The organism is Dactylosporangium fulvum, from assembly GCF_025137375.1.
Classification (GTDB): Bacteria; Actinomycetota; Actinomycetes; order Mycobacteriales; family Micromonosporaceae; genus Dactylosporangium; species Dactylosporangium fulvum.
In genome coordinates, this window is sequence record NZ_CP073720.1 from 260,213 (window position 1) to 274,323 (window position 14,111).

Annotated in this window: 12 protein-coding genes; 11 read left to right on the plus strand and 1 reads right to left on the minus strand. The window is 70.8% G+C overall.

Translation table 11 applies throughout. The features are described from left to right. The first annotated feature begins 1 nt into the window (after position 1). The 5 genes from Dfulv_RS01230 (at position 2) to topA (ending at position 7,799) form a co-directional block, all read left to right on the plus strand. Positions 2 to 478, plus strand: coding sequence for an ATP-binding protein (locus Dfulv_RS01230; protein WP_259860742.1), 477 nt, complete (start codon positions 2 to 4; stop codon positions 476 to 478). 221 nt (positions 479 to 699) lie between these two features. Then, positions 700 to 3,063: a sodium-translocating pyrophosphatase gene (locus tag Dfulv_RS01235; RefSeq protein WP_259860743.1), complete on the plus strand. Its 2,364-nt coding sequence runs from the start codon at positions 700 to 702 to the stop codon at positions 3,061 to 3,063. A gap of 90 nt (positions 3,064 to 3,153) precedes the next feature. Next, positions 3,154 to 3,687, plus strand: a complete 534-nt coding sequence (locus Dfulv_RS01240; protein WP_259860744.1) for a hypothetical protein — start codon at positions 3,154 to 3,156, stop codon at positions 3,685 to 3,687. Beyond that, positions 3,678 to 4,763, plus strand: a complete 1,086-nt coding sequence (locus Dfulv_RS01245; protein WP_259869883.1) for a hypothetical protein — start codon at positions 3,678 to 3,680, stop codon at positions 4,761 to 4,763. The genes Dfulv_RS01240 and Dfulv_RS01245 overlap by 10 nt, the downstream gene beginning before the upstream one ends. Positions 4,764 to 5,012: 249 nt before the next feature. Beyond that, the gene (gene topA / locus Dfulv_RS01250; protein ID WP_259860745.1) at positions 5,013 to 7,799 is read left to right on the plus strand and encodes a type I DNA topoisomerase; all 2,787 of its coding nucleotides are present in this window, start codon (positions 5,013 to 5,015) and stop codon (positions 7,797 to 7,799) included. 25 nt (positions 7,800 to 7,824) lie between these two features. On the opposite strand, the gene Dfulv_RS01255 is transcribed toward topA, so the two are convergent. Further along, a complete protein-coding gene (locus Dfulv_RS01255; RefSeq protein ID WP_259860746.1) occupies positions 7,825 to 9,117 on the minus strand; it encodes a D-arabinono-1,4-lactone oxidase in 1,293 nt (430 codons plus the stop codon). Positions 9,118 to 9,344: 227 nt separating this feature from the next. On the opposite strand from Dfulv_RS01255, the gene Dfulv_RS01260 reads away from it, so the two are divergent. The 6 genes from Dfulv_RS01260 (at position 9,345) to Dfulv_RS01285 (ending at position 14,111) form a co-directional block, all read left to right on the plus strand. Next, a complete protein-coding gene (locus Dfulv_RS01260; RefSeq protein ID WP_259867322.1) occupies positions 9,345 to 9,890 on the plus strand; it encodes a TetR/AcrR family transcriptional regulator in 546 nt (181 codons plus the stop codon). 131 nt (positions 9,891 to 10,021) lie between these two features. After that, the gene (locus Dfulv_RS01265; RefSeq protein WP_259860747.1) at positions 10,022 to 10,924 is read left to right on the plus strand and encodes a Rossmann-like and DUF2520 domain-containing protein; all 903 of its coding nucleotides are present in this window, start codon (positions 10,022 to 10,024) and stop codon (positions 10,922 to 10,924) included. Next, positions 10,921 to 11,745, plus strand: a complete 825-nt coding sequence (gene panC / locus Dfulv_RS01270; protein ID WP_259860748.1) for a pantoate--beta-alanine ligase — start codon at positions 10,921 to 10,923, stop codon at positions 11,743 to 11,745. Before Dfulv_RS01265 ends, panC begins: the two co-directional genes overlap by 4 nt. Then, the gene (gene panD, locus Dfulv_RS01275) at positions 11,742 to 12,164 is read left to right on the plus strand and encodes an aspartate 1-decarboxylase (protein ID WP_259860749.1); all 423 of its coding nucleotides are present in this window, start codon (positions 11,742 to 11,744) and stop codon (positions 12,162 to 12,164) included. The genes panC and panD overlap by 4 nt, the downstream gene beginning before the upstream one ends. A gap of 18 nt (positions 12,165 to 12,182) precedes the next feature. Beyond that, complete coding sequence (locus Dfulv_RS01280; protein ID WP_259860750.1) at positions 12,183 to 13,106, plus strand: septum formation family protein; 924 nt, start codon at positions 12,183 to 12,185, stop codon at positions 13,104 to 13,106. 93 nt (positions 13,107 to 13,199) lie between these two features. Next, positions 13,200 to 14,111 carry a septum formation family protein gene (locus Dfulv_RS01285; protein ID WP_259860751.1) on the plus strand — a complete coding sequence of 304 codons (912 nt, stop codon included), beginning with the start codon at positions 13,200 to 13,202 and terminating at the stop codon, positions 14,109 to 14,111.

The window sequence follows — 14,111 nt, forward strand, 5'->3', positions numbered from 1 at the left end:
CATGCCCACCGTCCGACTGTCGTTCTCGCCGGCCGCTGCGCACGTCCGCACCGCCCGGCTGGTCGGCGTGGCCGTCGCGCGGCGGGCAGGAGTGGCCGAAGAGCTGCTGGAAGAGGTCCGTCTGGCGATCGGTGAGGCGTGCTCCCGCGCGGTGGCGCTGCACCGGTCACACGGCCTCGACGACCTGGTCGACGTCGCGATGGCCGACGGCGACCGCTTCACCGTCCGGGTGGTCGACCGGGCGGCCAACGGTGCCATGGTCACCCGCACGCCCGGGGACGACGCCGCCGTGCTGCTGTCCGATCCCGCGTTGCCGCTGACCACACCCCCCGACCTCCTGGCCGAGGAGGCGGTTGCCGCCCGCATGGGTCTCGCTCTGCTCGCGGGCCTGGTGGACGACCTCAACGTGTCCGAATTGTCCGATGGGGTGGGCACCGAGGTACGCATGTCTTGGCCGCTGGAACGCCCCAACGACTGACGAAACGGGCCAGAACCAGCGACTAGTGACGAAATTCAATGTGGCATTCGCGCAAGTCGGTGTGACCACTGACACGGTAGACGGCTAGAGTACGGCGATCGTGTATAGCGGCCCTGGTCATCGGGTACCTCGACCGTTCATCACGGCTCCCCGCGTGGAGAACCCGCCGCCGGCCTGACCCGCTCGCGGCGCTGTCATGTGTCGGTACAGGAGGACAACGAATGTCCGCATCACTCGCCGCGGCTGGCGAGATTTCCCTAACCGGGAGCAACCTGACCTACGTCGTCGTCGCGCTCGTCATCGCCTTCGTGGCATTGGGCTTCGCTGCGGCGCTGGTCAAGGCAGTACTTGCGACCGGCCGGGGCACCCCCAAGATGCAGGAGATCGCCGGGGCGGTGCAGGAGGGCGCGACCGCGTACCTCGTGCGCCAGTTCAAGACCCTCGGCATCTTCGTCGTCATCGCGGTGGTGCTTTTGTTCATGCTCCCGGTGAGTGACGCCGGGGACAACGAGACTGTGGTCAAGATCGGCCGGTCGGCGTTCTTCATCGTCGGTGCCGTGTTCTCGGCCTTCATCGGTGGCGCCGGCATGGCGCTGGCCACCCGCGCCAACCTGCGCGTCGCGGCGGCGGCCCGGGAGGACGGCGGCCGCGAGAAGGCGATGCAGATCGCGTTCCGCACCGGTGGCGTCGTCGGCTTCCTCACCGTGGGCCTCGGCCTGTTCGGTGCGGCGCTGGTGGTGCTCATCTTCAAGGGTGACGCCCCGACCGTGCTGGAGGGCTTCGGCTTCGGTGCCGCGCTGCTCGCCATGTTCATGCGGGTCGGCGGCGGCATCTTCACCAAGGCCGCCGACGTCGGCGCCGACCTGGTCGGCAAGGTCGAGAAGAACATCCCCGAGGACGACCCGCGCAACGCCGCGACGATCGCCGACAACGTCGGTGACAACGTGGGTGACTGCGCCGGTATGGCCGCGGACCTCTTCGAGTCCTACGCCGTCACCCTGGTGGCGGCCCTGATCCTGGGCCGTGCCGCGTTCGGTGACGACGGCCTGGTCTTCCCGCTCATCGTCTCGACGATCGGCGTCCTGGTGGCGATCCTCGGTGTGGCGCTCACCCGCCTGCGCCCCTCCGACCGCAACGGCCTGGTCGCCATCAACCGCGCCTTCTACATCTCGGCCGTCATCTCCGCCGTGCTGGTCAGTGCCGCCGCGCTGTTCTACCTGCCGGCCGACTGGGCGAAGCTGCTGGGTGACGGTTGGCGCGCCACGCTGAAGCTCGCCGACGGCGACGCCCCGCCGTTCGGTCCGCACGTCACCGCGATCATCGCCGTCGTCATCGGTATCGCGCTCGCCGCGGTCATCCAGGCGCTGACCGGGTACTTCACCGAGACCGAGCGCCGCCCGGTCAAGGACATCGGCAAGAGCGCCCTGACCGGTCCCGCCACCGTGGTGCTCGCCGGCGTGAGCGTCGGCTTCGAGTCGGCCGTCTACTCGGCGATCGTCATCGGCGCGGGCGTCTTCGGCGCCTTCCTGCTCGGTGGCGGCTCGATCACGCTGTCGCTGTTCGCGGTCGCCATGGCCGGCACCGGCCTGCTCACCACCGTCGGCGTCATCGTCGCGATGGACACGTTCGGCCCGATCAGCGACAACGCGCAGGGTATCGCGGAGATGTCCGGCGACATCGACGAGCGCGGCGCCCGCACGCTGACCGAGCTCGACGCGGTCGGCAACACCACCAAGGCGATCACCAAGGGCATCGCGATCGCGACCGCCGTGCTCGCAGCGACCGCGCTGTTCGGGTCGTACACCGACACGATGCAGCGGGCGCTGGCCGAGGCGAAGTCGACGCTGTCGACCGACGCGCTGCTCAACGTCGCCAACCCGCGCAACCTGGTGGGCCTGCTCATCGGCGCGGCCGTCGTGTTCCTGTTCTCCGGTCTGGCGATCAACGCGGTCGCCCGTTCGGCGGGTGCGGTCGTGTTCGAGGTCCGGCGGCAGTTCCGCGAGTTCCCGGGCATCATGGACGGCTCGCAGCGTCCGGAGTACGGCAAGGTCGTCGACATCTGTACCCGCGACGCCCAGCGTGAGCTGGTCACGCCGGGTCTGCTCGCGGTGATGGCGCCGATCGCCGTCGGCTTCGGTCTCGGTGTCGGCCCGCTGGCCGCCTATCTGGCCGGTGCTATCGGCACCGGCACGCTGATGGCGGTGTTCCTGTCCAACTCCGGTGGGGCGTGGGACAACGCGAAGAAGCTGGTCGAGGACGGCACCCACGGTGGCAAGGGCTCGCCCGCGCACGCCGCGACGGTCATCGGCGACACTGTCGGCGACCCGTTCAAGGACACCGCCGGCCCGGCCATCAACCCGCTGATCAAGGTCATGAACCTGGTCGCCCTGCTGATCGCCCCCGCCGTGGTGCTTTACACGGTCGGCGACGGCAACCCGGCGGTCCGGTACATCGCCGCGATCGTCGCGGTCGCGGTCATCGCGGCGGCGGTCATCGTCAGCAAGCGCAAGCCGGTGGCTGTCGATGCCGGTGAGGGCAACGGCGCCGCCGACGCGGAGGCCGCGCCCGAGAAGGTCACCGCCTGACCCGATCGGCGCACCGACGCCCCGACCGGATCCGTTCCGGTCGGGGCGTCGTGTTTTCTCGAACACACGATCGGTTCTAGGCTGCAATCCATGCGTGCCAGCCGTCTATTTGCCGTCGTCGTGATCTTGGTGGGTGCCGCGGGGTGCTCCGGCGACGGCAGCGGCGACGTGGCGCCGAAGCGGTGGGCGCAGTCGGTCTGCACGGCCCTGGCACCCTGGCGCACCGAGATCGCCGACCTGACCACGAAGGCCCAGCAGCAGCTGCAGACGGCGAAGACCGCCGCGCAGACCAAGACCAACGTCGTCGATCTGCTGGCCGGTGCCGAGTCGGCGAGTGAGAAGGCGCGGGTCGGGGTCGACGGTGCGGGCATCCCGAAGGTCGCCGGCGGCGACAAGATCGCCGCCCAGTTCACGGCGTCGCTGTCGAAGGCCCGCGACGCGTACGGCAACGCCAAGCGCGCGGTCTCGGCCCTGCCGACGAACGACTCGAAGACGTTCTACTCCTCGGTGACCTCGGCGTTCGCCACGCTCAAGGAGGAATACGAGCAGAGCGCGATCGATCTGGCACACGTCGGGCAGAAGGACCTGCAGAAGGCCTTCGGTGAGGTGCCCGAGTGTCGGTGACGCCGGCCCGGGGCCGGCAACTCTCGCTGTTCGGGGTGGAGGCGCGCCCACCGGCGCCGCTCGACCTCGAAGGACTGCTGCTCGGGGCCGGGCAGGTCGGCCGGATGGGCGGCACCGGCCGGGTATCGGTCGTGGTCGAGGACGCCTGGCGCTGTGCCGTGCTGCAGGCCGAGTGCGGGCTGCGCGACCTGGTGGTGACCTGCGAGCCGGCCGGCGAGGACGACCGGTGGCTGGTCCGGACCGCGTACTCGTCGGCGCTGGCCCCGCTCGCCGCGGACTGGCTCGACGACGACGGCGACAAGCGGTGCCCGGCCGAGTTGGCGCTGGACGGGCGGCGGCTGCGCCTGTGGGTGGCGGCGGCGGGACGGTACGACGGCCAGCGCACCTACCTCCTCCGGCTCGCCCCGACGCCGCGCCTCCCGGAGCCGCCCCCGGCGGAGGAAGGCGAGGTGGAGGAGGAAAAGCCGGAGGAGGAAGCGCCGGCCGCCGACCTGCCGGCCGCCGATCCTGGTGAGCCGGAAGTGGCTGCTGCCCCCGAGCACGACACCCGGGCCGCGGCGAACGGTCGCGCGGAGCGGGCCAGGGTGCGCACCGCCGACCAGAAACCGAACAAACGGCGCAAGAAGAGCGAAAGTCAGGTCTCCGCGTTCGACCCCGGCCCGGACGAGTACGCGGACTTCGACGCGTTCGACGGCCCCGACGAGTACGCCGAGCTGGATCCGTTCGTCGATGAGACGCGCGACGACTGGCCGGACTCCGGGCTCGCGGACCTGCCGGCCGTCGCGCTGGACCCGGTCACGGACCCGGCCGCCGAGCCGGAATCGCCCGAAATTGCGCCAGAAGCGAAACAACCCGCCGAAAACCCCGCAGAAGACGTCGTCATCGACCGGCGGGTCGCGGACAACTGGCTGGCGGTCGGTGAGGCCCTGGCCGCGGTCGGGCTGCCGGCGGTGTTCGTCGCGCCCGACCAGGGCGGACCGGCGTACCGCATCGTGGGACCTCGCCGGATCGCGCGCCTCGCCGAACTCGTCGGGGAGGCGCCTCCGGAGGCTCCGGTGGGAGCTTGGCCGGGGTAGGGTGGCGTAGCTAACCCACGTGACGTGAACCGCCGGTAACTGGGCCGATGACGGGGTGACAAACCGTTACAAATACGGCAGCCGATGCGACACGATCGCAAGATCGGGCAGGTCGCGGTTGCCTGTGGGTGTACCGTGGCGCCGATCGGCGTGTCGCGTGCCGACCGTCGGGGGCCCGCGCCCATTGCGCAACCCGGCGAGAAGGCGCGCGTTACGTTTGACGTCTGTCCGTCCGCACCGGGGAGAACTGTGCCGAACTCCGCCAACACGAAGCGGCTGGTGATCGTGGAGTCGCCGGCGAAGGCCAAGACGATTTCGGGCTACCTCGGCCCGAATTACGTCGTGGAGGCGAGCTTCGGCCACGTCCGTGACCTGCCGGTGGGCAAGAAGGACATGCCCGACGACCTCAAGAGCAAGCCGTGGGCCTACCTCGGGGTCGATGTCGACAATGATTTCACCCCGGTCTATATCATCTCGGCCGACCGCCGAAAGCAGATCACCCGCCTGAAAGCGCTCCTCAAGGATGCGAGCGAGGTCTACCTCGCCACAGATGAGGACCGCGAGGGTGAGGCGATCGCCTGGCACCTTTTCGAGACGCTCAAGCCGAAGGTGCCGGTCAAGCGGATGGTCTTCCACGAGATCACCCGGCCGGCGATCCAGGCCGCCGTCGCCAATCCGCGGGACATCAACCGCGCCCTGGTCGACGCCCAGGAGGCCCGCCGCATCCTGGACCGCCTCTACGGGTACGACGTCTCCACCGTCTTGTGGAAGAAGGTCCAGCGCGGCCTGTCGGCGGGGCGCGTGCAGTCGGTCGCGACCCGCATCGTGGTCGAGCGCGAGCGGCAGCGGATGCGGTTCCGCTCGGCCGAATACTGGGACATCCTCGCCAAGCTGCTGCCGGAGAACGACACCCGCACGTTCAACGCCACCCTCATCGCGATCGACGGTGACCGCGTCGCGACCGGCCGTGACTTCGGTCCGGAGACGGGTCTGGTCAAGCCCGGCGCCGGCGTGATCCACCTCGACGAGCAGGGCGCCCGCGGCCTGGCCGCCCGCCTGGAGGGCCGGCCGTTCACGGTCACCCGGGTCGAGGAGAAGCCGTACCGCCGTAAGCCGTACCCGCCGTTCATCACCTCCACGCTGCAGCAGGAGTCGGCCCGCAAGCTGCGGCTGTCCAGCGCGCAGACCATGCGGGTGGCGCAGCGGCTGTACGAGAACGGCTACATCACGTATATGCGTACGGACTCGGTGAACCTGTCCGAGGCCGCGATCGCCGCCGCCCGCCGGCAGATCCAGGATCTGTACGGCGCGTCCGCCGTCCCGCCGCAGCCCCGCCGGTACACCGGCAAGGTCAAGAACGCGCAGGAGGCCCACGAGGCGATCCGCCCCGCCGGCGACTCGTTCCGCACGCCCGGTGACGTCGCCAAGGAGCTGTCCGCCGAGGAACTGCGGCTCTACGAGCTGATCTGGCAGCGGACCATCGCCTCCCAGATGACCGACGCGGTCGGCAACAGCACCTCGGTGCGGATCAACGCGACGACCCCGGCGCAGGAGTCGGTGGACTTCGCCGCGACCGGCAAGACCATCACCGACCCGGGCTTCCTGCGGGCCTACGTCGAGTCGTCCGACGACGAGAACGCCGAGGCCGAGGACGCCGAGCGGCGCCTGCCGGTGCTGGTCAAGGGCCAGCCGCTGACCGAGCAGGGCCTCACCCCGACCGGGCACACCACCCAGCCGCCGCCGCGGTACACCGAGGCGTCGCTGGTGAAGGCCATGGAGGAGCTCGGCATCGGCCGCCCGTCGACGTATGCGTCGATCATGGAGACGATCAACAACCGGGGATACGTCTTCAAGCGCGGCCAGGCGCTCATCCCCTCGTTCCTCGCGTTCGCCGTCGTCGGGCTGCTCGAGAAGCACTTCCCGCGCCTGGTCGACTACGACTTCACCGCGTCGATGGAAAACGTCCTCGACGAGATCGCGACCGGTGACGAGAGCACCGTCGACTTCCTGCGCCCCTTCTACTTCGGTGGCGACACCGGCGACGAAGGGTCGGTGGCCCGTCAGGGCGGTCTGAAGCGCATGGTGACCGAACGGCTCGGTGAGATCGACGCTCGCGGGATCAACTCGATCCCGCTTTTCCGTGACGAGGCCAATCGCGACGTGGTGGTGCGCGTCGGGCGATACGGCCCCTACCTGCAGCGGACCGTGGCCGGCGCGCCCGAGGGCGAGGAGGGCGACCGGGCGCCGGTGCCCGACGGCATCGCGCCCGACGAACTGACCCCGGAGAAGGTGGCGGAGCTGTTCGTCGGCGGCACCGGCGGCGAGCGCAAGCTCGGCGAGCACCCGGAGACGGGTGAGCCGGTGGTGCTGAAGTCCGGTCGCTACGGGCCCTACGTGTCGACCGGTGACAAGAACGCTTCCCTGCTGTCCACCCAGTCGCCGGAACACCTGACCCTGGCCGAGGCGCTCAAGCTGCTCACGCTGCCGCGGGTCGTCGGCAAGGACGCGGCCGGCGAGGACATCATCGCCTCGCCGGGCCGGTACGGGCCGTACATCAAGCGCGGCACCGACACGCGGTCACTCGCGAGCGAGGACCAGCTGTTCACGGTCACGCTGGAGGAGGCGCTGGCCCTGCTGGCGGCGCCGAAGACGCGTGGCCGGGCGGTCGCCAAGCCGCCGCTGCGGGAGATGGGCGTCGATCCGGCGACCGAGAAGCCGCTGGTGATCAAGGACGGGCGGTTCGGGCCGTATGTCACCGACGGCGAGCACAACGCCTCGCTGCGGCGCAGCCAGGCGGTCGAGACGCTGACCATCGACGAGGCGAGTGAGATGCTCGCCGAGAAGCGGGCCAAGGGGCCGGCGCCGAAGAAGGCCCGCGCGACGAACAAGGCCGCGGCCGGCAGCGAGGCTCCGGCGAAGAAGACGGCGGCCAAGAAGACGGCGACGAAGGCCACGGCCGCCAAGAAGGCGACCCCGGCGAAGAAGGCCGCCCCGAAGAAGGCCACCGCCAGGAAGGCGACCCCGCCGGCGGAGTAACCCCGCCGGCGGACCCCCGGCGGGGTTATGGGCCGAGGATGCGGTCGGTGTACGCGTTGGCGAACAGGCGGCCGGGGTCGAGCTTGTCGCGCATGGCGACGAAGTCGGTGAACCGGGGGTAGGCCTGCGACAGTGAGGCCGCGTCCCGGTAGTGCATCTTGCCCCAGTGCGGGCGGCCGCCGAGCGCCGTGGTGATGGCCTCGAAGCGGCGGAAGTACTCCTCGTAGGGTGCGCCGACGAACTGGTGGATCGCGACGTACGCGTTGTCGCGGCCGTGGCCGTGCGACAGCCAGATGTCGTCGGCCGCGGTGAACCGCACCTCCACCGGGAACTGCACGCGGAACGGCAGGCCGGCCACCACCGAGCGGAGGCCGTCGAACGCCTCACGCAGCGCCGCGCGGGGCAGCCCGTACTCCATCTCCACGAACCGGACCCGCCGAGGGGTGCAGAACACGTCGTGGGACAGCGCCGTGTACGTGCGCGCCGAGAGAGCCCGGGCGGAGATGCGGCTGACGGCCGGTACCACCGCCGGGAACGTCCGGCCGACCCGGCAGGCGCCGCCGAAGACCGTGTTGGACAGGAAGTCGTCGTCCAGCCACCGCCGCCAGCCGGCCAGCGGACGGTCCGAGACCTCGACGCGGTTGTTGCGCTTCATCTGGACCCGGTCGGTGTACGGGAACCAGTAGAACTCGAAGTGGTCGTTCTCGGCGATGTGCTCGTCGAGGCCCGACCAGACGTCGGCCAGCGGCGCCGGGCGCTCGTCGGCGCGCAGCACGAACGCCGGCACGCAGCGCAGCGTGACCGAGGTCAGCACGCCGAGCGCGCCGATGTTGACCCGGGCCGCCGCGAACAGCTCCGGCTGCTCGGTGGCCGAGCAGCGCAGGACCGAGCCGTCGGCGGTGACCAGCTCCAGCGCCTCGATGAAGGTCGGCAGGCAGCCGTAGGCGGCGCCGGTGCCGTGGGTGCCGGTGGACAGCGCGCCGGAGATGGTCTGCGCGTCGATGTCGCCGAGGTTGGGCATCGCGAGGCCGTGGGCGGCCAGGGTGGCGTTGAGTTTCGCCAGCGGCATGCCGGCCTGCACGGTGACGAGGTCACCCTCGACCCGGACGAGTGACGTCATCCGGTCGAGTTCAACGCGCAGCCCGTCGGTGGCCGCGGCCGGCGTGAACGAGTGACCACTGCCGACCGCCTTCACCCGCAGGCCCTCACCCGCCGCCGCGCGCAGGACTTCTCCCAGCTCAGCCTGGGTTTCCGGGTGTGCGACACGGGTGGCGCGCGCGGTCTGGTTGCCGGCCCAGTTGGCCCACGGTGATGTCACGAAACCTGAGTACCCTTCACATATGCCCCCCGTCAATGACCCGATCAATCACAAGGGTGAAATGAGCTATCCGTCGATCGTGCCCGGTCGTTGACGTGAGTAGGTTTCAAACCAGCGGATAGAGGGGGGACGGCCGGGTGGCGACGCAGACAGTGGCTGGCGTCGGGACGAAGAAGCCGCTGCGCCGGGTGCCGGTGCAGGGCCGCAGCGTGGCGCGCGTGGGGCGGATGCTCGACGCCTGCGCCGAGCTCGTCGACGAAATTGGATATGACGGCCTGACCACGACGTTGCTGGCCGAGCGGGCGGGGGTGGCGATCGGTTCGGTCTACCAGTTCTTCCCGGACAAGCGGGCCATCGTGCAGGCCCTGACGCTGCGCAGCCTCGAGGGCTACCTGCAGCGGCTCAGTGACCGGCTCGCCGGCGAGGGCATCGCGCACTGGTGGGACGCGGTCGACGCCGCGATCGACGAGTACATCGACATGCACCGCACGGTGCCGGGCTTCCGCACGCTGCACTTCGGCGACGTGGTGGACATCCACCTGCTCGACGACGAGCGGGACAACAACGACGTGATCGTTTCGCAGCTCTCGGCGCTGCTCATCGCCCGGTTCGGCATCCTCGACGCCGACCGGCTCCAGTTCGTGCTGGCGATCGCGGTCGAGGCCGCCGACGCGCTGATCAAGCTGGCGTTCCGCCGCTCACCGGACGGCGACGCCGCGGTGCTCGGCGAGGCGAAGGCCCTGATCAGGGAGTACCTGCACCACCGTCTCTAGCGACGCGCCACGCGGCGGGTAAAGCGTTCGAAACGCGTTGTTGACAATCCCACAACGCCTGTCCGCTTTGCCCGCTGCGGCGCATACTTCTGATCGACCGGTACCCCACTGTCGAGGACTGGATCCATCAGATGAACAGGCAAAACATCGGCATCATCGGTGCCGGGCGAGTAGGGGCGGTGCTCGGCGCCGCACTCGTCCGAGCCGGGCACCGGGTGATCGCCGCGGTCGGTGTCTCCGCCGCTTCCAAGGCCCGTGCCGAGCAGTTGCTGCCGGGCGTGCAGCTCCTTCCTGCCGACCGGGTCGCCGCCTCTGCCGACCTGGTCCTGCTGGCCGTTCCCGACGACGTGCTCGCCGGTCTGGTCAACGGCCTGGTCGAGACCGGCGCGCTGCGCCCCGGCCAGATCGTCGCCCACACCTCCGGCGCCCACGGCCTGGCCGTGCTCGCCCCGGTCACGACCGTCGGCGCCGAGCCCCTCGCGCTGCACCCGGCGATGACCTTCACCGGCACCGAGGACGACCTGCGCCGGCTCGACGGCGCGTCGTTCGGGGTCACCGCCCCCGACCACCTGCGGGAGACCGCCGCGGCGCTCGTCGCCGACCTGGGCGGCGTCGCCGAGTGGATCGACGAGGAGCGTCGGCCGCTGTATCACGCCGCGCTCGCCCACGGCGCCAACCACCTCGCCACGCTCGTCAGCGAGGCGATGGACCGGCTGCGCGACGCCGGCGTGCGCCACCCCGAGCAGGTGCTCGCCCCGCTGCTGGGTGCGGCCCTGGACAACACGCTCCGCCTCGGCGACGCGGCCATCACCGGCCCGGTGTCCCGCGGCGACGCCGGCACCGTCGCCAAGCACCTCAAGGCGCTGGAGTCGGTCGCGCCCGGTTCGGTGCCGCCCTACCTGGCGCTCGCCCGCCGCACCGCCGACCGGGTCATCGCGGCCGGCCGGCTGCGCCCGATCGACGCCGAGCCGCTGCTCGACGTGCTCGGCAGTGCCGCACGGAACCGCCGTGACACGGAGGAGCGGGCGGCATGAAGGTCGTCGGCACCCGCGAGGAGCTCAAGGCCGCCCGGGACGCGGCCGCCGGCACCGTCGCGGTCGTCATGACCATGGGGGCACTCCATGAGGGGCACGCCGCGCTGCTGCGGACGGCGCGTGCCGAGGCCGACACGGTGCTGTTGACGATCTTCGTCAACCCGCTGCAGTTCGGCCCCAACGAGGACTTCGACCGCTACCCGCGCACCCTCGACACCGACCTCGCCCTGGCCCGCGAGATCGGGGTCGACGTGGCGTTCACGCCGTCCGGCGAGGTCATGTACCCGCAGGGCGCGCCCGCCGTCCGGGTCGACCCGGGCCCGGCCGGGGAGCAGCTCGAGGGCGCCAGCCGCCCCGGCTTCTTCCACGGCGTGCTCACCGTGGTCAACAAGCTGTTCCAGCTGACCCGGCCGGACGTCGCCTACTTCGGTGAGAAGGACTACCAGCAGCTCGGCATGATCCGGGCGATGGCCCGCGACTTCGACCTGCCGATCGACGTGCGCGGCGTGCCGACCGTGCGGGAGGCCGACGGCCTGGCGCTGTCCAGCCGCAACCGCTACCTCGCGCCGGCCGAGCGCGAGTCGGCGCTGACCCTGTCGCGGGCGCTGCTCGCGGCGAAGACCGAGGGCGAGCGGGGCGGCGACGCGGTCGCGGCCGGCCTCGCCGAGTTCACGAAGTCGCCCGAGGTGAAGCTCGACTACTTCGTGCTCACCGATCCCATGCTCGGCCCGCCCCCGGCGCACGGCCCGGCCCGGCTGCTCACCGCGGCCTGGGTCGGTGCGACGCGCCTCATCGACAACGTAGCGGTGGAGTTGCCGTGATCCGCACCATGCTCAAGTCCAAGATTCACCGCGCCACGGTCACCCAGGCCGACCTGCACTACGTGGGCTCGGTGACCGTCGACGAGGACCTGATGGACGCCGCCGACCTGCTCGCCGGCGAGCAGGTCGCGATCGTCGACATCACCAACGGCGCGCGGCTGGAGACCTACGTGATCGCCGGGCCGCGCGGCTGCGGGGTCATCGGGATCAACGGGGCGGCCGCCCACCTCGTGCACCCCGGCGACCTGGTCATCCTGATCTCGTACGGGCAGATGGACGACGCCGAGGCCCGCTCGTACGAGCCGCGGATCGTCCACGTCGACGCGGACAACAAGGTCATCGAGCTCGGTCACGATCCTGCTGGCGTAGTGCCAGGTATGGTGGGATCGCCCGTTCGGGGGGACCTCGCTCGGGCATAACCGCCCGGGGGAGGTTCAGTGCGAGGGGCACTCGCCGTCTGTGCAGTGCTGGGTGCGCTCGCCCTCCTGCTGTCGGCCTGCACCCCGGCCCGTCCACCGGGCACCGACGGCGACCTCGTCGACGGCTGGTCGATGCTGCCCGGCGCGGCGCTCGTCCCGCCGGTCGCACCGGCCTGCTACCGGCTGCCCGGCGGCGCCTCCTCGGCCGACGTCACCAAGTGGCCCGAGCCGGTCCCGTGCACCGAGCCGCACCTGGTCGAGCTGGTCAGCGTCGGGCAGTTCAGCGGCGCCGACGCCGACCGGGCCACCCCGCCGGGCACCGGCAGCCCGGCGCTGCGTGCCGCCTTCGCGAAGTGCTCCGCCGACGCCACGGCGCTGCTCGGCGCGGACTGGCGCATCGGGCGGCTGTCGCTGAGCGTCGATCTGCCCACCCCGATCCTGTGGGATGCCGGCGCCCGCTGGTACCGCTGCGATCTCCAGGCCCTCGAAGACCTCGACCGGTTCACGCCGATGACCCGGACCACCACGCTCAAGGACGCCCTCAAGCCCGGCGGTGACCTGCTCGCCGGCTGCGTCACGGTGACCCAGCCGGCCGGGGGCAGGGCCGGGGAGATCGACCGGGTGCTCCCGGCGTCGTGCACCACGCGGCACGATGCCGAGTTCGCCGGGCTGTTCGAGGCGCCGGACGGGCCGTATCCGGCCGATGCGGCCGCCCGGCGGGAGGCGAACCTCGCCGGGTGCCGGCCGACGGTGGCCGCGTTCGTCAACATCCCCAACGACGCGAACTTCCGCGCGCGTACCGGTCTGATCACAATGCCGTTCGACAAGGGGGCGTGGGAGCTCGGCAACCGCGCCGTCCGCTGCTTCGCCTGGCCGCCCAAGCCGGTCACGACGTCGCTGAAGGGGGCCGGGACCAGCGCTTTGCCCATTACCACAGCCTGAGGCGCAGCCGCGTTGTTGTCGGGTTGCCAAGGACATTTATGGTTGGCACACTGCACCGGCGTTCTGTGCGCGCGCGGGGGAGGGACAACAACGATGACGCGTTTCCGGCGGCTCTTTCCGGCCGTGGTGCCGGTCGTCGCGCTGATGCTGCTCACTGCCTGCGGTGTGCCCGCGGGGGTTGACAAGGATCTCACCGACGACTGGGCGATGCTGGCCGAGCCGAAGGTGCCGTCCCCGCCCGTCGGTGCCTGCTACAACACCACCGTCAGTTACTTCGCGCACGACACCACCACGATCTTCTCGTTCACGCCGGTCGAGTCCTGCGGCACCTCCCACGCGAGCGAGACGTTTTTTGTCGGTGAGCTGACCGGATCCGCGGCGAACGGATCGACGCCGCCGAAGGGTGCCGCGCTCAACACCGCCTGGAGCAAGTGCGCCAAGGAGGCCGAGACGTTCCTCGGCGGCAATTACCACGACGGCCGGCTCACGCTGCTGGTCCTCGCGCCCTCGTCGGCGCAGTGGGCCGGCGGCGCCCGCTACTTCCGCTGCGACCTCGCCGAGGTGGCCAGCGACGGCAACAAGCCGGTCAACCGCACCAGCTCGCTCAAGGACGGCCTGCGCGGCGACAAGCCGGCGGCGCTGACCTGCGCCCAGGAGGTCTACGAGAGCGACGGCAAGACGTGGCTCGACTACACCGCCACGGCCTGCACCAACGTGCACAACATGGAGTACGTCGGCACGTATACGTCCGGTGAGCGCCCGTTCCCGAAGAACTCGGAGGAGCGGCGTGCGGCGATGCGGCCCGGCTGCGAGGCGCTCGGCGCGAAGTACCTCGGGATGAGCCTGTCGACGCTGCAGAGCCACCAGCAGCTCGGCATCGGCTTCTGGCTGGCCGACGAAGAGGCCTGGTCCCGCGGCGACCGCTCCGCCCGTTGCTACGCGATGCTGTTCGACAAGCTCACCACCGTCAAGTCCGTCAAGAATCTCGGCAACGGCAAGGTGTAG